Origin of the sequence: Aeromicrobium sp. 50.2.37, assembly GCF_024655735.1 — a bacterium.
Lineage (GTDB): Bacteria > Actinomycetota > Actinomycetes > Propionibacteriales > Nocardioidaceae > Aeromicrobium.
On record NZ_JANLGG010000034.1, the window covers coordinates 12135 to 31227 of the forward strand.

Here is a 19093-nt window from a genome sequence, read left to right on the forward strand (position 1 = left end):
GGTCGGGTCGTCGACCACGGTGTCGGTGACCTCCGGCACCGTTCACGGCATGACCGATCCCGAGACCTCCGCCACCTACGCGGCCGAGGACCTGGTGGCCGAGTGGCTCGACGCCGTCTCGCCCGACGACGGCACCGTGCAGGTCCGGCTGACCCGCGGTGGCGGTGCCCGGTGGGTCACGTTCACGCCCGAGACCGAACCGCGGTTCACGCGCCCGGCAGAGGTGCAGCGGTTCGTCGAGGCCGCCCTGGAGCGGGTCCGCGCGCAGACCAAGCAGTTCGGCTCGGGGTACCGCGGGCGCGAGGCCAAGGAGGTGCGCGTCGTCGCGCACTCGGGCAAGGGACGCGCGTCGTACCGCGACGGCACCATCTGGCTGCCACAGCGCGAGCGCGGGGGAGCGTGGGCACTGCGCGGCATGGTCGTGGCGCACGAGCTGGCGCACCACCTCAACACGGGCCTCGACGGCGCGATCATCGACGAGCACGGGGCCGGGTTCCGCGCCACGTTCATACAGCTGCTCGAGGACCTCGGGTGGAGCGAGGTCGCGGCGATGCTGCGCGCCGCGTACAGCGAGGTCGGCGTCGACCGGCCCGAGGGCGTCGACGACGGCATGGTCGCGAAGGTGGGCAAGCTGCTGCGCCACGCCGAGGGCGCCTCCACCGAGGCCGAGCGCGACGCCTTCCTCGCCAAGGCCCAGGAGCTGGCCACCACGCACTCGATCGAGCTGACGCTCGCGCGGGCCGGGGCGAGCCAGGGCGAAGCGGCGGCGCAGCCGACCTTCGAGGCGGTGCGCCTCGGGCACATCGGTCAGCGCTCGAACGTCCGGTACGTGAGCCTGATGATCGCGGTGTCCCGCGCCAACGACCTGCGCTGCACGATCCGCGGCGACAACACCGGCGTCACCCTGTTCGGCTTCGCGACCGACATCGAGGTGGCCAAGACGCTCTATGCCTCGCTGGTCATCCAGATGGTGACTGACGGCGACGCCTACCTTCGCTCCGGCGCCCACAAGCCGGTGCACGGAAGCACGGCCCGCGCGGCGTTCTACGCGGGCTGGACGGAGCGCATCGGCGAACGCCTGCAGGAGGCGCAGTCCCGCGCGCAGCTCGAGGCCGGCGCTGTCACCGCGCGCGTCGACGACGCCACCGGCGAGGTCTCCCTCGCCAAGGTCCCGGCGCTGATCGCCAAGGACGTCGAGGTCGAGGACTACTACGGCTACATGCTCCGCCAGCACGGCGTGCGCGGAACCTGGCGCGGCGGCTCGCAGGTCCGTGACGTCGGCTCCGTCGTCCGCGGCATGAGAGCGGCGGACCGAGCCCGCCTGGGAAAGACCGGAGAGATCTCCGCCTGACCCGTTCCGCTCTCAGCTCGTCTCGAACGAATCGACGACGCGACCGTGCGGACGAGTCAGGCTGCGAGCCTCAGGAGGTCGCGCCACGCCGTCACGTCGGGTCGCCGGCGCAGCATCTGCCGACGCTCCCGCTCCGTGGCGCCTCCCCAGACGCCCCACTCGATGCGGTTGTCGAGCGCCTCGGCCAGGCATGCCGCCTTCACGTCACACCCGTTGCAGATCCGCTTCGCGACGTTCTGCTCCGCGCCCTTGACGAACAGATCGTCCGTCGCCGTGCAGGCGGCTCGCGTCGCCCAGTTCTCGTCCCACATCTTCGTATCCCCCCATTGAGGTCCTGACGGACATGAGACGGGTGGGATGCCGTGTCGTGACGCGATGAACGGGCAAGTTGTTCCGCTGTTATCAAGCGACCGGACAGCCCGACGTGAAGTAGAGGTAGGTCAATTGCGGCGCAATGACGTGCACAGGATACGAACCAACGAGCCCTACGTCAGGGTTCAGGCAGGAAGTGCGACTCGTTGAGACGCGGATCGGGTTCGAATCGTGCAAAGCCGACGCGCGTGATGCCTCCCAGGCCGTCATGCGGCCTGAAGGAGGCTTCGCGAAACGACTCAACCCTCTCGCGCGCTGCATTGGCTCTCTCGCACTGCTCAGGTGACAGGTAGAACGACAGGGACCGCAGGTGGTCCTCGCGCCTATGGAACGTCTCGAAGTCGATGGGGATTTCTTTGGAAAGATCCTCGACCTCGGCGAGGACGCTCTCGACGTAGGACCGCTCAACCCTTCGCGGAAGGTCAGGGATCAGATTGATCATCCCATCCTCGCTGACGATGATGATCAGGCACGCGGAGCCAGCCTCCGCCAAGTACCGTTGGGCTGAGTTGAAGCGCGCGCCTCGGCTGGCGTCGCCAATCTCGGGTGCGGCGCGGCCGTCGAGTATCGCGCCGACAGCGTGACACTGACCGGTCGGGTCCACGATTATCGCGCCGTCGATCGACGAGACCGCGAGCAGCGTTTCTTCATTCAAGAGCTCGGGTCGGACACTCATGGCCGGAGGGGTGAGGCGAACTGACTCGGTGCGGGCATCCACATGGACCACCAACATGGTCCCGTGTGTCTGGTGGGAGGCTGCGAGTGCAAGGTCCCAAAGGCGTTCTCCGTCGCCAGCGTCCCCGAACAATCGGTTCACCGCGTCATCGAACGACTCGCGAGCGATTCGTTCCCTCGGAACACTCGGGTGACCATCGGTGAATGTCACGAGCGGCGTCCCGGCATGTTCCAGTTCCCAAGAACCGCGGCCAGTTACTCGAAGCAGGAAGGCAGATTCATCAGCGGGGTCGTACCTGTTGGATAGCGCGCCGAGGCCGAAAGCCTCGTTCCCGTTCGTCGTGAGATGAATGTGGGAGTCGGTCATTTCGAGTGCCTTGCGAAGTGCGCGAGATTGGCTGAGGCTGATCGGTCGTTCGAAGGTCAGACTCGATGTGTAGTCGACTTCATTCGCCAACAGCAGCGTTCCAACACCAGTGCGGCCTTCGTAAGGTTGTGCTGCGACAAGATTCATCGCAGCATCAAGGTCGCCTCCCATGAAATCGCCCTTGAAGTAGACGAGTTGACGAATAAACCCCTTAGCTGCTCGCCGGACAAGTTCTTCGCGATCATTCCATCGCAACCCCTCGGGCTCGGTCGAGATTGATAGGGCGAACGTCGCGGCTACCAGAACCTCGCGAATCACCGCCTCGTTTAGAGACAGATACATCTCACTTCGGTGATCGTGATCCCTGGTGTTCAAAGCAGGAAGCGCCTCCCACCGTGCTCGCAGCACACCGACCGCTGGGTAAACGCGATAGCGCCCGACTCGCGCCGAGCGTCCTACAAACCATCGGCGGGTGTCCGCGTCCACTTGGGCATCCAGCACGTCAGCGATGGCATCGGACCGGCACCGATCAAGCAGGTCAGCATGAAAACGTTCGTGAACTTCTGGGTGAGTGTTGAACAAGCCACGGCTTTCATGTGCCTCGTAGGCGGCTGCTCCGGCGGCCTCGCAGCCTGCGAATACCGACGGTGCGATTCCACCTCCCTCGGGCTCGACGCAAATGGGGTTCGCGCCGGGCTCCTCTTCGAATCCGATGAGCAGGGCCGTGGGGGCTACAACGATTCCGATTGAGCCAAGGGATCCCTTCGCTGCTTGCGTCAGGGAGAGTCGGAAGTGGGGTTGGTAGCCCCACATGAATTGCTTGATCGCTTTCAACTCACACCTCGTGTCCGGATCTACGACGTTGATGGTTTGGGTCATGGGGACCGTGCAAGTCCACCTTTGCGGAAGCGTTGCCGAAACCGCGGGATAGAGTCGCCCTTTTCCGGCTATTTTCCAAATCGCTATCTCAACAGGAACGGCGCACTACTGCAATGTTCTAGGCGTGCGGTCAGGCCGATCGGCCGAGATTGGCAGTATCAGACCCCGGCGACGGAGACGGTGGGGAGGTGGACACCGTGGCGGTCGAGGTTGCCTCGCGCTCGGTCCTAAGTGCTCGGCGGCGGTCGGTCGGCATGGCGGGCGAGGATCTGAGCGTCGTGTAAAGAACCGCTGGCATCGAGGGCGTTGGTGACCGTCGAGTGGCGCAGGGAGTGCGGGCTGACGCGGCGCAGGCTGTCGGGTTCGTTGGGGAGCCGGACCACCATTCTATTGGCGTCGCGGCGGTCGATCGGCTTGCCCGAGAGCGGGCGTCGTACGAGCGGCCCGGTGGTGAGTTGTCCGGGGCATTCCTTCAAGACGCGGAGTACCGGCGAGGTCAGTGAGTCCCGCGATGATCGGACGCACGCCGCAGTATCCCTCTCCCATCGGCCGTTGATCAGTAAAGCCGATGAACTTGTGGATACTCGCGGGCACTCGCAGCAGCCGACACGTTCGCAAATATGTTCCACCATAGGACCGCGTGGGAGGACAATGGGAGCATGAGGGAGGAAGAGCTTGCTGGGTTCGAGAAGCAGTTGTTCGCGCTCGCAGTCGACGTGGACACCGACCCGAAGCGAGTCCTTGCCGAGCTCCCGCCGATGGTGCACGGCTTCTACGGCCAAGGCCCCATCGAGTTGAAAAGCGAACAGGCGGCGCACGTACTGATGAACTGCGCGGGCGTCCTCATTGACTCAGCCATGCGGGTCCGCAATGTTGCATACCTGGGAATGGCGGACATGTGGCTGGCCGATGTCCTCGAGTCCTACCAGCTGGAAGAAAATGTGAAGGCGGTCTCCGACGCGCTGTACTTCTCTGCGAACGCTCGCATCGGGCTGGCCGACATCTCGTCCGAGAACGCGGTCCACGAGTTGGTGGACGACGGCGAACGTCCGAAGCAGGAGATGTGGCACCTGGCGCAGGCGGTCGCTCGGTGGAATGGGCGGGACCTGTTGCGTGACGGGCGGTACAACCTGACCTGGTCGGCACGCATTCTGGGCGGTGCGGATCCGGACGGCGAGGGGCGCCGATGGTGCAACTTGGCGAACTCGCTCGACCACTCGGGAAGGTGGGTCGAGGCGTACGACACCTACATGAAGGCGTTGGAGGCCGACCGGACGAACGGGAACGCGGCCGGGAACGCGGCGGTGCTCATTGGGTGGGCGATCGGCCGCGGGTGGGACTTCGAGGGTCACATGTGCTCGTTGTTCGACCATTACCTGGCGATGGCTCATCAAAACAGGGCTCGGACAGTTGAGGTCGCCGGCGAAGACGCCGCTAGGCGGTTCGACAAGATGGAACTGCTGGGTGCTCATGCTCCTTTGCGGGTGGAGCCGGCAACCGGGGACGCGTACCAGGCATGGGTCGCCAAGCACCGACTCGCGCTCGTTGCCGGACTGGAGGGTGTCGGCGCCAGCGATGTCGAGGGCCGCTGGGACACCATCAACCTGAACCAGGTATCTGGCTCCCCGACCGATGCGGGCATGCCAACGATCCTCGACATCCTGAACGTACTGAAGGGCGACTACCTGGTTGCTCGACGCCTAGGGTTCGAAGCTTCGCAGGCGTTTGCGGAGAACGAAGGCTGGACCCAGGGCGAAGACGACCCGGGTGTGTACACCGACACGCTTCAGAACGCAGTCGTCGGAGAGACTTCGGCGAAGCTGGTACTGGCGCACCGAGCTGCGTTGGACGTTCTCGACAAGACTGCGGTCGCGTTGAACGAGCACCTCGGTATCGGCGACCGGCCAGACAAGGTCAACTTTCGCACGTTCTGGTTCGAACCGGAGAAGAAGACCGAGAACCGGTACGACACACTCAGGGCGTCGCTGCTGGCGCACGCGCCCATCACATTGCAGGTCCTCGCGATGGCTGAGCTCGCCTACGACATGACAGTTGGCGGTGTCCACGCCGACGCCCAGAGGGTTCGGAACGCTGGCACGCACCGGTTCGTGATGCTGCACCAGGACCTCCACGAGGTCGACTCGACACTAACGATGCAGGCCATCCCGGTGCGGGAGATGGTCGACACGATGCTCGAATCACTATCGGTGTCCCGCGCGGCGTTCATCTACCTGGTCGACATGCTCTCCGCAGTCGAAGCCGACAAGTTCAAACAGGCCGAGAAAGCCGGAGCCACCTGGCCGAAGAAGACGCTGCCGATGATCAACACCCTCTAACCGGGGCTGCGGCACGAAAGGAAGATCTGCAGGCTGCGACAGAAAGGCGCGTCATTTCGGGGCGGGATGCACGTCGTGTCCAACAGACGTTTGCCCTGCCCGAACAACGACTCGACCCCTGCCCGACGGCGGACGGTTTGCTTCGTCGGACAGGGGGCGTCGCGACCTCTGTAGAGGTGGCTGAGTCGTGCTCAGCGACCTCGTCGATCAGATGTCGTAGTACAGCTCGAACTCGTGCGGGTGCGGACGCAGCTGGACCGGGAGGATCTCCTCGGTGCGCTTGTAGTCGATCCACGTCTCGATGAGGTCGGGCGTGAACACGTCGCCCTGGGTCAGGAACTCGTGGTCCTGCTCCAGGTTGTCGAGCACCGCGTTGAGCGACGTCGGGACCATGTCGATCTCGTTGTACTCCTCAGGCGGCAGCTCGTAGATGTTCTTGTCGATCGGGGCCGGCGGCTCGATCTTGTTCTTGATGCCGTCGATGCCGGCCATCATCAGGGCCGAGAACGCCAGGTACGGGTTGCTCGACGGGTCGGGGCAGCGGAACTCGATGCGCTTGGCCTTCGGGTTCGAGCCGGTGATCGGGATGCGGACGCAGGCCGAACGGTTGCGGGCCGAGTAGACCAGCGCGATCGGGGCCTCGAAGCCCGGGACCAGACGGTGGTAGCTGTTCACCGAGGGGTTGGTGAACGCCAGCAGCGACGGGGCGTGCTTCAGGATGCCGCCGATGTAGTGGCGCGCCAGGTCGGACAGTCCGCCGTAGCCGGCCTCGTCGTAGAACAGCGGCGAGCCGTCCTTCCAGATCGACTGGTGCACGTGCATGCCCGAGCCGTTGTCGCCGAAGATCGGCTTCGGCATGAAGGTCACCGTCTTGTCCGCGGCCCAGGCCGTGTTGCGGACGATGTACTTGAACTTCATGACGTCGTCGGCTGCCTTGAGCAGCGTGTCGAACTTGTAGTTGATCTCGCCCTGGCCGGCGGTGCCGACCTCGTGGTGGCCGCGCTCGAGGACGAGGCCCGCGTCGGCGAGGTTCGACATCATGTCGTTGCGCAGGTCGGCCGTCTGGTCGGTCGGCGCGACGGGGAAGTAGCCGCCCTTGTAGCGGACCTTGTAGCCACGGTTGTCCGTCAGGTCCCCACCGGTGGACCAGGCCGACTCCAGCGACGTGATCTCGTAGAACGACTTGTTGGCGCTCGTGCCGAAGTTGACGCGGTCGAAGATGTAGAACTCGGCCTCGGGGGCGAAGAAGGCGGTGTCGCCGATGCCGGTGGTGGCCAGGTACGCCTCGGCCTTGCGAGCGATGTTGCGCGGGTCGCGCGAGTACGCCTCACCCGTGATCGGGTCGTGGACGAAGAACTCCATGGCGAGCGTCTTGCGGGCCTTGAACGGGTCGAGGTAGGCCGTGCCGAAGTCGGGGAACAGCACCATGTCGGACTGGTCGATGCTCTGGAAGCCGCGGATCGACGAGCCGTCGAAGGCCACACCGTTCTCGGCGGCGTCGGCGTCGAACGTCCACGCCGGCAGCGTCACCTGCTGCTGGATGCCGGGCAGGTCGGTGAAGCGGACGTCGAGGTACTCGACGCCCTCGTCCTTGACGTACTTGAAGAACTCGTCGGCATTGCCGAACATGGGGCCTCCTCGGCCACGCGCTGGTGGCCTTCTCGTCGATGTGGCGGGAGCGGCCGCCTCGGCGTCCGCGTCGTCGACGCTATGCAGAGGCAGTTTCCCGGTCGTCACTCCATTGTTTCCGGCATGTTACAAGTCCCTGTGACAGGTGAACCAGCGGTGACGACCTCAGCGGCTCGGGCCGGGCCGATAGGCTCACCGGCGTGTACGACGTCTCGTTCGGCCGCCGACTGGTCTCGCTCCTCATCGACTGGGCCGTCGCGACGTTGAGCGTCGTGGCCGTCACCCGCACCCCGCTGGCGGGGGAGGGCGCGGTCAGCTCGTTCTACACGCTCGGCGTGTTCTTCCTCGAGGTCACCCTGCTCACCGGCACGCTCGGCTTCTCGATCGGCAAGCGGATCATGAGCATCGGCGTCGTCGGCCCCGACGGTCGCCCGATCGGCGTGCCGAGGGCCGCGCTGCGCACCGCGCTGTTGTGCCTCGTGGTCCCGGCACTCATCCAGAACGAGGACCAGCGCGGGCTGCACGAGATCGTGTCGGGCTCGCGGGTCGCACGTCGCACCCCGCCGTCCGCGTCGCGCACCTGAGCGTGCGCGGCTGACCTACTGGTCGAGGTCGGCGCGGTTGCGCTCCACGGAGACCGCGCGGTCGCCCTCGAAGCAGAAGCGCGCCACGCCGCGGTAGGAGTCGCGGTACGACGTCTTGGCGTACAGGCACTGGGCACCCGACGGGGCGGGCGCGCCACCCTCGTCGAGGAAGGTCTGCGCGAGCTCGTCGTCGTCGGTGGCGCCCCGGTCCTTCGCGGTCTCGGGCGTCAGCTGGTCGCCGCGCGCCTCGAGCGAGCGGTACGTCTGCGCCGACATCTCACCAGGCGTCGCGCTGCCCCCGCACCCGGTCAGCACGGCCGCAGCTGCGACAGCGGCGGCCAGGCCCCGCCAGCGAGTCGACCCGTGCATCAACCGCGCATCGCCCGGCGCGCACCCTTCATGCTCGTGGGCACGGGCCCACGCGGCATGGGTGCGGTCGGACGCATCGCGTCGAGCGCCTTCAGCTTGTTGATGATCGCCGTCTGCTCGGCCGGCTTGACCGACTTCGGCATCTTGCGCAGGTGCTTGACCAGCTTGGGCAGCGGCACCTCGCCGTCGCCGCGACCCACGACGACCTCGATCACCGGGACGTCGTCGCCGACGATGCGCACGTGCTTCTTGCGCTCGGCCGCGAGCAGGCTGCGCACGCGCGAGCCGTTGCCCTCACCCACGAGGACGATGCCCGGGCGACCGATCACGCGGTGCATGACGTCCTGGTTCTTGGTGAACCCGGCCGCAGGCTTGACGTTCCAGCCGCGCTTCATCATCTGCAGCGCACCGGCGGCGGCACCGGGCTGGCCCTCCACCTGGGCATAGGCGGCCTTCTCGGCGCGACGGCCGAAGACCGCCAGCAGCGCGAGGATGCCGATGAGGATCGAGAAGACGACCGTGATGATCGTCCCGAACAGGCCCGTGCCCAGCACGAGCACGCCGAGGATGGCGGTCACACCGGCGCCGATCAGGAACGTCAGCAGCAGGATCAACCCGATGTTGCGGTCGTTCTGCTTGGTGATCGTGTACGCCTGGCGCAGCTGGGCCAGGCGTCCCTTCGGTGGCGCGGCGGGGTTGGACATGACCCCATCCTACGATGCGGCTACGCGACGCCGTCCGTGTGGCGGAGCACGACCTCGCCCGTGGTCTGACGCTTCTCGACGGCCTGCTGGTACAGGCGGCCGGCGCGGTACGACGAGCGCACGAGCGGGCCGGACATGACGCCGGCGAAGCCGATCTCGTCGGCCTCGTCCTTGAGCTCGACGAACTCCTCGGGCTTGACCCACCGCTCCACGGGGTGGTGGCGCGGGCTGGGCCGCAGGTACTGCGTGATGGTGATCAGGTCGCAGCCGGCCTCGTGCAGGTCGCGCAGCGCCTGCGAGACCTCCTCGCGGGTCTCGCCCATGCCGAGGATCAGGTTGCTCTTGGTGACCAGGCCGTAGTCGCGCGCCTGCGTGATGACGCCGAGCGACCGCTCGTAGGTGAACGCCGGACGGATCCGCTTGAAGATGCGCGGCACGGTCTCGACGTTGTGCGCGAGCACCTCGGGCCGGGAGTCGAAGACCTGCTCGAGCAGGTCGGGCTTGCCGTTGAAGTCGGGGATCAGGTTCTCGACGCCGGTGCCCGGGTTCAGCTCGTGGATCTTGCGCACCGTCTCGGCGTACAGCCACGCGCCACCGTCGGGCAGGTCGTCGCGCGCCACACCGGTGATGGTCGAGTACCGCAGCTGCATCTTCTGCACGCTCTCGGCAACGCGACGCGGCTCGTCGAGGTCCAGCGCGGACGGCTTGCCGGTGTCGATCTGGCAGAAGTCGCACCGCCGCGTGCACTGCTCGCCGCCGATGAGGAAGGTGGCCTCGCGGTCCTCCCAGCACTCGAAGATGTTGGGGCAGCCGGCCTCCTGGCAGACCGTGTGCAGCCCCTCGCCCTTCACGAGCTTCATCAGCTCGTTGTACTCCGGCCCCATCTTGGCGCGGGTCTTGATCCACTCGGGCTTCTTCTCGATGGGGGTCTGCGCGTTGCGGACCTCGAGCCTGAGCATCTTGCGGCCTTCGGGTGCGATCGTCACGCCCTCCACAGTACGCCGCCGCCCCAGCCGTGACCCGCTCGGAGGGCTACGCGCGCGTAGCCTCGATAGGGTCGCGGCGTGAGGAGACTCGACCGCTCGTGGACGCGTCCGCGACCGACCCGGCACCAGGTTCGCACCGACGTGCTGATCGGGATCGCGACCGCTCTCGTGAGCGTCGCCTCGGTCGAGGTGTACGCCAGCGCGTCCGGTGCCTCGATGGGCTGGAAGGGCGTGGAGGCCTACCTGTGGTTCGGGCTCGTCGGGCTCGCCCTGTGCGGACGCCGCCGCTTCCCGCTCACGGTGCTGCTGCTCGTGTCGGCCGTCTTCGTCGTGATCGGCGAGCGGCTGCTGGAGCTCGGCGTGGTGTTCACCGTCCAGATGGCGATGTTCGCCGCTCTCTACGCCGCCTGGGCGTGGTCCCGCGCCCCGCGAGCGCTGTGGGCGGTGACCTGGCTCGTGCTCATCGGCATGTTCGGCTGGTTGCTGTGGTCGTTGAACAACGGGACCATGGCGCCGCTCGGCGAGCAGACCGGGCTGCTCCCGCCCAAGGTGGCGCTCGTCATCTACAGCCTGGCCATCAACGTCGTCTACTTCTTCGGCGCCATCGCCTGGGGCCAGTCGGCCTACCTCAGCGCCCGCCGCAGCGCCATGGTCGCGGACCAGCGCGAGCGTGAGCGGGCCGTGCAGGGGCTCGAGCAGCAGCAGGCCGTCCAGATGGAGCGGGTCCGGATCGCCCGTGACCTGCACGACGTCGTGGCGCACCACGTCAGCGGCATCGGCGTCCAGGCCGCGGGAGCCGGGCGACTGCTCGAGTCGCGACCGGACCGGGCCCGCGAGGCGCTCACCGCCATCGAGACGTCGTCGCGGCAGGCGGTGTCCCAGATGCACCAGATCGTCGGGCTCCTGCGTTCCGACGACGAGGCACCGTCGGCCGACCGGGGGCCGCAGCCCGGGCTCGCCGACGTCGAGGCGCTCGCCGTCACGACGGAACGTCCTGCCGTCGTGGTCGACGTCGTCGGGACGCCGTTCCCCGTGCCGGACACCGTGGGGCTGTCGCTGTACCGCGTGGCCCAGGAGGCGCTCAGCAACGTGCGCCGTCACTCCGGTGCCACGTCGGCACGGATCACCGTCCGCTACCTGACCGACTCGGGCGAACGCCCGGCCGTGGAGGTCGAGGTGCTCGACGACGGTCCCACACGCACCGACCCGAGCGGGGAGTCCGGCGGCTTCGGGCTCGACGGCATCCGCGAGCGGGCCGGCATGCACGGAGGGATCGCCGACATCGGTCCCCGGCCCTCCGGCGGGTTCCGGGTCCGGGTCCGCATCCCCGTCGACCAGGAGGACGCATGAGCGACCAGACCACCCGGGTGCTGCTGGTGGACGACCAGGAGCTGATCCGCGCCGGGTTCTCGATGATCCTCGAGGTCGAGACCGACATCGAGGTCGTCGGCGAGGCGCGCGACGGCGACGAGGCGCTGCGCCAGGTCGCGGCGCTGAGGCCCGACGTCGTGCTCATGGACGTGCAGATGCCCGGCACCGACGGCATCACCGCCACGGCCCGCATCGCGCAGGACCACCCCGACGCCCGCGTGCTCATCCTCACGACCTTCGACGACGACGAGTACCTGTTCGCCGCCTTGCAGGCCGGTGCCAGCGGGTTCCTGCTGAAGAACTGCCCGCCCGAGGACCTGGTGAGCGCCATCGGGCTCGCCGCCCAGGGTCACGCGCTGCTCGCACCGGAGGTGACCCAGCGCGTCATCGCCCGCTCCACCGGACGGTCGAGGGGCGACGCGAGCGTGCTCGACGAGCTCACCGAGCGCGAGCGCGACGTCCTGAAGGCGCTCGGCCGTGGGCTCAGCAACGCGGAGATCGCGACGGAGATGTTCGTCAGCGGCGCCACCGTGAAGTCGCACGTGTCACGCATCCTCACGAAGCTGGGTGCCCGCGACCGGGTGCAGGCGGTCATCGTCGCGTTCGAGTCAGGGTTGATGGATGACTGAACCCGAGCGAGCGCAGCTGGGGGTACCTCCCGCTTGCGGGGGCGGGAGCGGTTCAGGCAATGGAGCCGTCGCGCGGGGGGCGTAGCCGCGACGGAGATCGAGACCCGGTGAGTGTCGAGACCCAGGCGAGGGACACGGCTGAGCGCTGATCCGCCCGGAGTGGTCTCGATACGCATGCACGAGCTCGCTGGCGCTCGCCGTGCCTGCTACTCGACCAGCGGAGACCGGGGAGCGGATTAGCGGAGACGGGGGAGCGGATCACTCGACCGGCGGAGCGGGGGTGGGCCCGAGTAGCCGTGTGGGGGAGGGAGATGTGGCCGCGCGGCCGATGCGCCACCGTCCTTCGGATCCCTAGCGTGGACGCATGATCACCGTCGAGAAGCTCACCAGACGCTATGGGGACGTCACCGTCGTCGACGACGTCTCCTTCGAGGTCCGACCGGGGCGCACCACGGGATTCGTGGGGGCGAACGGCGCGGGCAAGACCACGACCATGCGCATGATCATGGGCGTGCTCGCACCCAGCGCGGGGGAGGTGCTCTGGAACGGCGAGCCCGCCACGGCCGAGGTGCGCCGCTCCTTCGGCTACATGCCCGAGGAGCGCGGCCTCTACCCGCGCATGAAGCTGCGCGACCAGCTCGTGTACTTCGCGCGCCTGCACGGCATGACCCCCGACGAGGGACGCCGCCGCACCGACGAGCTGCTCGGCCACTTCGGCCTCGAGGGCCGCGCCGACGACCTCCTCGACGAGCTGTCCCTCGGCAACCAGCAGCGCATCCAGATCGCTGCCTCCCTCGTCCACCGGCCCGCAGCCCTCGTGCTCGACGAGCCGTTCAGCGGTCTCGACCCGCTCGCCGTCGACTCCATGGTCGACCTGCTCCAGCGTGAGGCGGGCGACCTTCCGCTGCTGTTCTCCAGCCACCAGCTCGACCTCGTCGAGCGGCTGTGCGACGACCTCGTCATCCTGTCCGGTGGTCGCCTCGTCGCCGCCGGACCCGTCGAGGAGCTCCGCGGTCGCGGCGCCGACCGCTACCGCGTGGTCCTCGACGGCGAGGACGCCGCCTGGCTCCGCGACCTGCGCGGCGTCGTCGTCCGCGACGTCGACGGGCCCACGGCCCTGCTCGACCTCGACGGCCTGACCGCGCCCGAGCTGGTCCGCCACGTCGGGGAGCGCAGCGCGGTCATCGAGATCGCCCGTGACCACCAGCCCCTCTCCGAGATCTTCAAGGAGTCCGTCCGATGAGCACCTCCAGCCCCCGCGGCACGCGCAACCTCTGGCGCGTCGTCGCCCAGCGTGAGATCACCACCCGTGTGTGGGAGAAGTCGTTCCTGATCACCACGGTCCTGTCGTTCGTCATCATCCTCGGCGGCATCATTGGTGCCGACTTCTTCCAGGGACGCGACCAGGACCGCACCGTCGCCGTGGTCGACCCGGCAGCCGCCGAGGCGGTCGATGCCGCGTCCGCGGTCGCGACCAACCTCGACGACCGGGTGACGATCAAGGCCGACCGGGTCGAGGACACCAGGGCGGCCGAGCGTCTGGTCGAGGACGGGGACGCCGACGCGGCGCTCCTGGCCACCAGCGACGGCTACGAGGTCGTGGGCGACCGCGACGTCGACTCCACCGTCTCCCAGGCGCTCGAGATCGCCGTGTCCTCCCAGGCGCTGGAGAGCAACGCCGCCGCGCAGGAGGTCGACCTGGGCGCCCTGCAGTCCGGGACCACCACGCAGGAGCGGCTGCTCGACCCGGCGTCGAAGGACGCGGGCCTGCGGCAGGCAGCCGCCTTCGGCTTCATCCTGCTGTTCTTCCTGACCGCGATCGGCTTCGGGATGGCCATCGCCGGCAGCGTGACGCAGGAGAAGGAGAGCCGCGTCGTCGAGATCCTCGCCGCCGCCGTCCCGATCCGCCAGCTCCTGTGGGGCAAGATCGCCGGAAGCACCGTGCTGGCGATCGGGCAGATCGTCCTGTTCGTCGCCGCGGCGGCCATCGGGCTCGCGGTCACGGGCCAGCTGTCCGGGCTCGAGGTCGTGGCCCCGGCGATGATCAGCTACATCGGGTTCTTCGTGATCGGCTTCGCCGCACTGGCGAGCCTCTGGGCCGTCGCCGGCTCCCTGGCGTCGCGCCAGCAGGACCTGCAGTCCACGACGATGCCCGCGCAGATGCTGCTGATGGTGCCGTACTTCGTGTACTTCTTCGCCGGAGACGCTGTCAAGGAGGTCCTGTCGATGGTCCCGATCGTCTCCACCATGCTCATGCCGGCGCGGATGGCCGAGGGTGCTGTCCCGATCTGGCAGATCGCCGTCGCGCTCGGTGGCACGATCGTGGTCGCCGCGGTCATGGTGCGCGTCGGGGCAGCGGTCTACGAGCGGACCCTGCTGCGCACCGGGGACAAGATCTCCTACCGCGAGGCGCTGGCCAGCTCCGACGCCTGAGGCGTCAGCCGGCCAGTCCGGGAAGACCGAGCACGGGCACCTCCGGGGGGTGCCCGTGCTCGGCCGTCTGCAGGTCCGGCGACGGCGTGTACGGCTCCCAGGCGAGCAGGTCCTCCAGGTGCGGGCGGACGGCCGCCGCGGCCTCGGGGACGGTCACGTCGCGCCCGAGCTCCTTCGACAGCGTGGTGACGCCGGCGTCGGCGATGCCGCACGGGACGAACCGGTCGTACCAGTCGAGGTCGACGTCGGCGTTGAGCGAGAAGCCGTGCATCGTGACGCCGCGGGTCACGCGGATGCCGATCGCGGCGACCTTGCGCTCCGCGCCACGGGCGTCGGCCGCGAGCCACACGCCCGAGCGGCCCTGGACCCGACCGGCCGCGACGCCGAGGTCGGCGACTGCGCGGATGAGGGCCTCCTCCACGCGCCGGACGTAGTCGACGACGAGCACGTGCGACGGGAGCTTCGTGATCGGGTAGCCGACCAGCTGGCCGGGACCGTGGAAGGTGATCTTGCCGCCGCGATCGACGTCGACGACGGGGGTCCCGTCGAACGGACGCTCGTGCGGCTCGGTGCGCTTGCCCGCGGTGTAGACGGGCGGGTGCTCGAGGAAGAGGGCGGTGTCGTCGATCTCGCCGGCCACGCGCTGGGCGTGCAGCTCGCGCTGCAGCTCCCACGCCGCCTCGTAGTCCAGAGCGCGCTCGCCGTACCAGTCGTCGATGATCTCCAGGGTCACGCCTCCTACGGTAGCCCGCCTGTGGACACGCGTTCGACCCTCGCGGCCGCGCCGGGCACGCTGCGGGGATGACTGCCTGGTTCGCTGCCCTCGTCACCTGGTGGGGCACCCTGCTCGGGCCGGGCGACACCGCCGAGGAGTGCCTGCTGCTCGGCCGTCTCGACGCCGAGCGTGCGCACGCGTTCGTCCAGGCCGACGTCGACCGGCTCGCGGCGGTGTACGCGTCCGACGGCCTGCGCGAGCGCGACGTCGAGGTGCTGGAGGACTACGCCGAGCGCTCGCTGCGGCTCGAGGGCATGGCCCAACTGCGGTCGTCCTGCCGAGTGGTCGAGCGCGACCGCGACCGCGTGGTCCTCGACGTGGTCGACCGCCTCGGGCCCACGAGGGCCGTGGCCAGGGGTGCCGGGCACACGCTGCCGAGCGACGAGCCCACTCGCCGTCTGGTCACCCTCGAGGACACTGCGAACGGGTGGCGGGTCGTGGCCTCACGCTGACGCGTCCTCGCCCACCGAACCGTCGACGAGCTCGCGCACGACGTCGAGATGACCCGCGTGCCGCGCGTACTCCTGCAGCACGTGGAAGCCGATGGCGTGCAACGTGGGTGGGTCCGCGTCGAAGCGACCACCGAGGGCTGCGCGTGTGGCGAGCGGGTGCCCGCGCAGCACGGACTCGGTGCGCGCCCCGCCCGCCTCGAGCCGTGCGAGCAGCGACTCCGGCGAGTCCGTGGTCGACCAGCGTCCGTCCGGTCCCTGGTCGCCCCAGGGGTCGGGCAGCGGCTCGCCGAGGAAGCCCCACACGAACCACCGTCGCTCCATGTGCACGAGGTGCGACAGGAGCTCGAGCGGCGTCCAGCCCGACGGCAGGACGGTCGTGCGGAGCGCGTCCGGCTCGAGACCGTCGATCTTGCGCCGGACCTCGGCCCGGAAGAAGGCGAGGTACCGGACCAGGGACTCGGCGGTGTCGGGATGGGTCCCGGTGGGCTCAGGAAGCACGGTCGTCGGCGAGTGCCGACGCGAGCGCACTACGCAGGTCGGGATCCTCGAAGACGAACCCGGCAGCCTGCAGTGCGGCGGGCACCATGCGCAGCGAGCCCAGCAGGTCGTCGGACAGCGCCCCGAGCGCCACCTTCAGTGCGGGCGCCGGGGCGACGAGGAACGTCGGCCGACCCAGGGCGTCGCCGAGCGCGTCGGTGAACTCCGCGTTGGTGGGGGCGTCGGGCAGGGAGAGGTTGACCGGACCGGAGAGGTCGTCGCGTTCGAGCAGGAACGCCACGGCCCGGACCCAGTCGCGCCGCGACATGACCGACATGCGCTGCGTGCCCTTGCCGAGCCGCGGACCCAGCCCGGCCTTGAACGGCAGCAGCATGGGGCCGAGCAGGCCGCCCTCGTCGTCGAGGGGCAGGCCGGTGCGCAGCAGGCAGACCCGCTGCCCGGCCTGGACGGCAGGCTCGGCGGCGGCCTCCCACGCGACGCACAGGTCGGCGAGGAAGCCGTCTCCGTGGGCGGCGCCCTCGGTGAGCGGCTCCTGACCACGGTCGGCGCCGTAGATCCCCATGGCCGAGCCCGACAGCAGCACGGTGGGGGAGTCGGAGGCGGCCACGGCCTTGGCCAGCGTGGTGGTGGCGTCGACGCGCGAGGACCACAGCTCCTTCTTGTAGGAGCTGGTGCGCGGCCACCGGGCGATGGTGGCCCCGGACAGGTTGACGACCGCGTCGGCCCGGTCGATCAGCACCTGGTCGACCCGACCCTTGCGCGGGTCCCACAGGGAGGCGTCCGGGCCGGGGCTTCCCGACCGGACGAGGCGGGTCACCTGGTGACCCTCGTCCCGCAGGTGCGAGACGAGGGCCGAGCCCAGGAAGCCCGAGGCACCGCCGATGACGACGTGCATGTCAGCCGATCACAGCTCGCCCTCGAACGAGCCGCTCTGCAGCCGCTCCTTGACCGCGGTCAGGAACCGGCCGGCGTCGGCACCGTCGATGAGGCGGTGGTCGTAGGTGAGCGCCAGGTAGGCCATGCTGCGCACCGCGATGCTGTCGCTGCCCTGCGCGTCGGTGATGACGACCGGACGCTTGACCACGGCACCGACACCCAGGATCGCGACCTGCGGCTGGTTGATGATCGGCGTGTCGAACAGGGCGCCGTTGCTGCCCAGGTTCGTGATCGAGAACGTGCCACCGGAGAGCTCGTCGGGCGAGATCTTGTTGGTGCGCGTGCGCTCCGCGACGTCGGCGATCTTGCGGGCCAGGCCCGCGATCGAGAGGTCACCGGCGTCCTTGATCGTCGGCACGAGCAGACCGCGCTCGGTGTCGACCGCGATGCCCAGGTGCTCACCGGACGGGTAGGTCACGGTGCCCTCCTCGAGGTCGAGGGCGGCGTTGAGCGTCGGGTGGGCCTTGAGCGCCTCGACGACGGCCTTCGCGAAGAACGGCAGGAACGTCAGCTTGACGCCCTCGCGCTCGAGGAACGCGTTCTTGTGCTTGGCGCGCAGTCGCGCGATCTCGGTGACGTCGACCTCGTGCACCTGCGTGAGCTGGGCCGAGATCTGCAGCGACTCGGTGAGCCGCGCGGCGATGACCTTGCGCAGACGGCTGACCTTCTCGGTCTTGCCGCGCAGGGGCGACGGCTCGGTCGAGGCGGCGGCCGCCGCGGGTGCCGAAGCGGCCGCAGGCGCCTGCTCCGCGGGCTTGCTCTGCTCCTCGGCCTTCTTGGCCGCGTCGAGCACGTCCTGCTTGCGGATGCGACCGCCCACGCCACTGCCGGTGACGGCGGCGAGGTCGACGCCGTGCTCCTTGGCCAGCTTGCGCACGATCGGCGTCACGTAGGTGTCGCCGCCGCTCTGGGTCGAGGCACCGGAGCTCTGCTGCGGGGCGTCCTTCGTCGGCTCGGGGCGGGCCTCGTTCTCGGGGTGGGCCTGCTTCTCCGGCTCTGCGGTCGGGGCGGGTGCGCTGGAGCCCGAGTCGGACTTCGCGACCTCGTCGGCCTTCTCCGGCTGGCTCTTCTCGGCCTCGGCGGCCTCCTCGAGCTCCTCGGCCTTCTGCGGATCCTCGGCGGGGTCGGTCTCGCCGGAGTCGGCCGCAGCCTCGTCCTTCGACGAGCCGGAGTCGCCACCGGACGAACCGGCCGCGGAGGCGTCGCCGACGATGGCGAGCACGGCGCCCACCTCGACGGTCTCGTCCTCGTCGACCTTGATCTCGAGGATCGTGCCGGCGACCGGGGAGGGGATCTCGGTGTCGACCTTGTCGGTGGAGATCTCGAGCAGGGGCTCGTCGACCTCGACGGTGTCGCCGACGGCCTTCAGCCACGTGGTGACGGTGCCCTCGCTGACGCTCTCGCCGAGCTCGGGCAGCTTGACCTCGGTGCCCTCGCCGGTCTGGTTCGTCTCCAGGTGGGGCTCCTCGCCGTCCTGGTTGGTGGGCGTGCCGTCGGACTCGCGGGCCGGCTCCTCGCCGGGCTGCTCGGCCTGTGCCTGGTCGTCGGACGAGCCCTCGTCGTCGGAGGAGCCCTCCTCGACGTCGGCGTCCTCGGTGTCCTCCGGCTCGGCGGGCGCCTCGTCGGAACCACCGTCGTCCGACGGGCTCTCGTCGGCGTCACCGATCACGGCGAGGTCGGCGCCGCCCTCGACGGTGTCGTGGTCGTGGACCTGGAGGTCGCGGCTGGTGCGGGCGCCGGGGGAGGG

18 protein-coding genes are annotated in these 19093 nt (G+C 68.9%); 8 read left to right on the forward strand and 10 right to left on the reverse strand.

Annotation, left to right across the window (positions count from 1 at the left end):
- Window positions 1-49: 49 nt before the first annotated feature.
- A complete protein-coding gene (locus NUV38_RS15245) occupies window positions 50-1351 on the forward strand; it encodes a DUF2786 domain-containing protein (protein WP_257729941.1) in 1302 nt (433 codons plus the stop codon).
- Window positions 1352-1407: 56 nt separating this feature from the next.
- On the opposite strand, the gene NUV38_RS15250 is transcribed toward NUV38_RS15245, so the two are convergent.
- Complete coding sequence (locus tag NUV38_RS15250) at window positions 1408-1662, reverse strand: WhiB family transcriptional regulator (protein ID WP_056581130.1); 255 nt, start codon at window positions 1660-1662, stop codon at window positions 1408-1410.
- A gap of 179 nt (window positions 1663-1841) precedes the next feature.
- Entirely contained in the window at window positions 1842-3644 is a 1803-nt protein-coding gene (locus NUV38_RS15255; protein WP_257729942.1) for a diadenylate cyclase, read from the reverse strand.
- 659 nt (window positions 3645-4303) lie between these two features.
- On the opposite strand from NUV38_RS15255, the gene NUV38_RS15260 reads away from it, so the two are divergent.
- A complete protein-coding gene (locus tag NUV38_RS15260) occupies window positions 4304-5980 on the forward strand; it encodes an LA2681 family HEPN domain-containing protein (RefSeq protein WP_257729943.1) in 1677 nt (558 codons plus the stop codon).
- Window positions 5981-6187: 207 nt separating this feature from the next.
- Here NUV38_RS15260 and glnA read toward each other — a convergent pair whose 3' ends face one another.
- On the reverse strand, window positions 6188-7609 hold the full coding sequence (gene glnA / locus NUV38_RS15265; RefSeq protein WP_055965632.1) for a type I glutamate--ammonia ligase: 1422 nt from the start codon (window positions 7607-7609) through the stop codon (window positions 6188-6190).
- A 200-nt stretch (window positions 7610-7809) separates the two neighbouring features.
- Between glnA and NUV38_RS15270 the strand changes: the two genes are divergently transcribed.
- Window positions 7810-8193: an RDD family protein gene (locus NUV38_RS15270; protein ID WP_055965635.1), complete on the forward strand. Its 384-nt coding sequence runs from the start codon at window positions 7810-7812 to the stop codon at window positions 8191-8193.
- A 15-nt stretch (window positions 8194-8208) separates the two neighbouring features.
- Here the strand turns inward: NUV38_RS15270 and NUV38_RS15275 are convergent, their stop codons facing one another.
- From NUV38_RS15275 to lipA, 3 genes are read right to left on the reverse strand one after another with little or no spacing between them, the layout of a single operon-like run.
- The gene (locus NUV38_RS15275; protein WP_257729944.1) at window positions 8209-8562 is read right to left on the reverse strand and encodes a hypothetical protein; all 354 of its coding nucleotides are present in this window, start codon (window positions 8560-8562) and stop codon (window positions 8209-8211) included.
- Complete coding sequence (locus tag NUV38_RS15280; RefSeq protein WP_055965639.1) at window positions 8562-9266, reverse strand: DUF4191 domain-containing protein; 705 nt, start codon at window positions 9264-9266, stop codon at window positions 8562-8564. The genes NUV38_RS15275 and NUV38_RS15280 overlap by 1 nt, the downstream gene beginning before the upstream one ends.
- Before the next feature lie 20 nt (window positions 9267-9286).
- The gene (gene lipA / locus NUV38_RS15285; protein WP_200914523.1) at window positions 9287-10225 is read right to left on the reverse strand and encodes a lipoyl synthase; all 939 of its coding nucleotides are present in this window, start codon (window positions 10223-10225) and stop codon (window positions 9287-9289) included.
- 105 nt (window positions 10226-10330) lie between these two features.
- On the opposite strand from lipA, the gene NUV38_RS15290 reads away from it, so the two are divergent.
- From NUV38_RS15290 to NUV38_RS15305, 4 genes are all read left to right on the forward strand, one after another.
- On the forward strand, window positions 10331-11602 hold the full coding sequence (locus tag NUV38_RS15290; protein ID WP_257729945.1) for a sensor histidine kinase: 1272 nt from the start codon (window positions 10331-10333) through the stop codon (window positions 11600-11602).
- Window positions 11599-12252: a response regulator transcription factor gene (locus tag NUV38_RS15295; RefSeq protein ID WP_257729946.1), complete on the forward strand. Its 654-nt coding sequence runs from the start codon at window positions 11599-11601 to the stop codon at window positions 12250-12252. The genes NUV38_RS15290 and NUV38_RS15295 overlap by 4 nt, the downstream gene beginning before the upstream one ends.
- Before the next feature lie 364 nt (window positions 12253-12616).
- Window positions 12617-13495, forward strand: coding sequence for an ABC transporter ATP-binding protein (locus NUV38_RS15300; RefSeq protein WP_257729947.1), 879 nt, complete (start codon window positions 12617-12619; stop codon window positions 13493-13495).
- Window positions 13492-14685: an ABC transporter permease gene (locus tag NUV38_RS15305; protein WP_257729948.1), complete on the forward strand. Its 1194-nt coding sequence runs from the start codon at window positions 13492-13494 to the stop codon at window positions 14683-14685. Before NUV38_RS15300 ends, NUV38_RS15305 begins: the two co-directional genes overlap by 4 nt.
- A gap of 4 nt (window positions 14686-14689) precedes the next feature.
- Here the strand turns inward: NUV38_RS15305 and lipB are convergent, their stop codons facing one another.
- Complete coding sequence (gene lipB, locus NUV38_RS15310) at window positions 14690-15418, reverse strand: lipoyl(octanoyl) transferase LipB (protein WP_257729949.1); 729 nt, start codon at window positions 15416-15418, stop codon at window positions 14690-14692.
- A gap of 68 nt (window positions 15419-15486) precedes the next feature.
- On the opposite strand from lipB, the gene NUV38_RS15315 reads away from it, so the two are divergent.
- Entirely contained in the window at window positions 15487-15912 is a 426-nt protein-coding gene (locus NUV38_RS15315) for a hypothetical protein (protein ID WP_257729950.1), read from the forward strand.
- Here NUV38_RS15315 and NUV38_RS15320 read toward each other — a convergent pair.
- The 3 genes from NUV38_RS15320 to sucB all read right to left on the reverse strand — a co-directional run.
- Window positions 15904-16410, reverse strand: a complete 507-nt coding sequence (locus tag NUV38_RS15320) for a DinB family protein (RefSeq protein WP_257729951.1) — start codon at window positions 16408-16410, stop codon at window positions 15904-15906. The genes NUV38_RS15315 and NUV38_RS15320 overlap by 9 nt on opposite strands.
- Window positions 16400-17305, reverse strand: a complete 906-nt coding sequence (locus NUV38_RS15325; RefSeq protein ID WP_257729952.1) for a TIGR01777 family oxidoreductase — start codon at window positions 17303-17305, stop codon at window positions 16400-16402. The genes NUV38_RS15320 and NUV38_RS15325 overlap by 11 nt, the downstream gene beginning before the upstream one ends.
- 9 nt (window positions 17306-17314) lie before the next feature.
- Window positions 17315-19093: 2-oxoglutarate dehydrogenase, E2 component, dihydrolipoamide succinyltransferase (gene sucB / locus NUV38_RS15330; protein ID WP_257729953.1), on the reverse strand; the 1779-nt coding region annotated here is incomplete at its 5' end.

What these genes read in the sequence shown, in the direction of transcription:
- NUV38_RS15245 (WP_257729941.1), top strand. Translation starts at nt 50, where the DNA reads ATGACCGATCCCGAGACCTCCGCCACCTACGCGGCCGAGGACCTGGTG.
- NUV38_RS15250 (WP_056581130.1), bottom strand. Translation starts at nt 1,662, where the DNA reads ATGTGGGACGAGAACTGGGCGACGCGAGCCGCCTGCACGGCGACGGAC.
- NUV38_RS15255 (WP_257729942.1), bottom strand. Translation starts at nt 3,644, where the DNA reads ATGACCCAAACCATCAACGTCGTAGATCCGGACACGAGGTGTGAGTTG.
- NUV38_RS15260 (WP_257729943.1), top strand. Translation starts at nt 4,304, where the DNA reads ATGAGGGAGGAAGAGCTTGCTGGGTTCGAGAAGCAGTTGTTCGCGCTC.
- glnA (WP_055965632.1), bottom strand. Translation starts at nt 7,609, where the DNA reads ATGTTCGGCAATGCCGACGAGTTCTTCAAGTACGTCAAGGACGAGGGC.
- NUV38_RS15275 (WP_257729944.1), bottom strand. Translation starts at nt 8,562, where the DNA reads ATGCACGGGTCGACTCGCTGGCGGGGCCTGGCCGCCGCTGTCGCAGCT.
- NUV38_RS15280 (WP_055965639.1), bottom strand. Translation starts at nt 9,266, where the DNA reads ATGTCCAACCCCGCCGCGCCACCGAAGGGACGCCTGGCCCAGCTGCGC.
- lipA (WP_200914523.1), bottom strand. Translation starts at nt 10,225, where the DNA reads ATGCTCAGGCTCGAGGTCCGCAACGCGCAGACCCCCATCGAGAAGAAG.
- NUV38_RS15295 (WP_257729946.1), top strand. Translation starts at nt 11,599, where the DNA reads ATGAGCGACCAGACCACCCGGGTGCTGCTGGTGGACGACCAGGAGCTG.
- NUV38_RS15300 (WP_257729947.1), top strand. Translation starts at nt 12,617, where the DNA reads ATGATCACCGTCGAGAAGCTCACCAGACGCTATGGGGACGTCACCGTC.
- NUV38_RS15305 (WP_257729948.1), top strand. Translation starts at nt 13,492, where the DNA reads ATGAGCACCTCCAGCCCCCGCGGCACGCGCAACCTCTGGCGCGTCGTC.
- NUV38_RS15315 (WP_257729950.1), top strand. Translation starts at nt 15,487, where the DNA reads ATGACTGCCTGGTTCGCTGCCCTCGTCACCTGGTGGGGCACCCTGCTC.
- NUV38_RS15325 (WP_257729952.1), bottom strand. Translation starts at nt 17,305, where the DNA reads ATGCACGTCGTCATCGGCGGTGCCTCGGGCTTCCTGGGCTCGGCCCTC.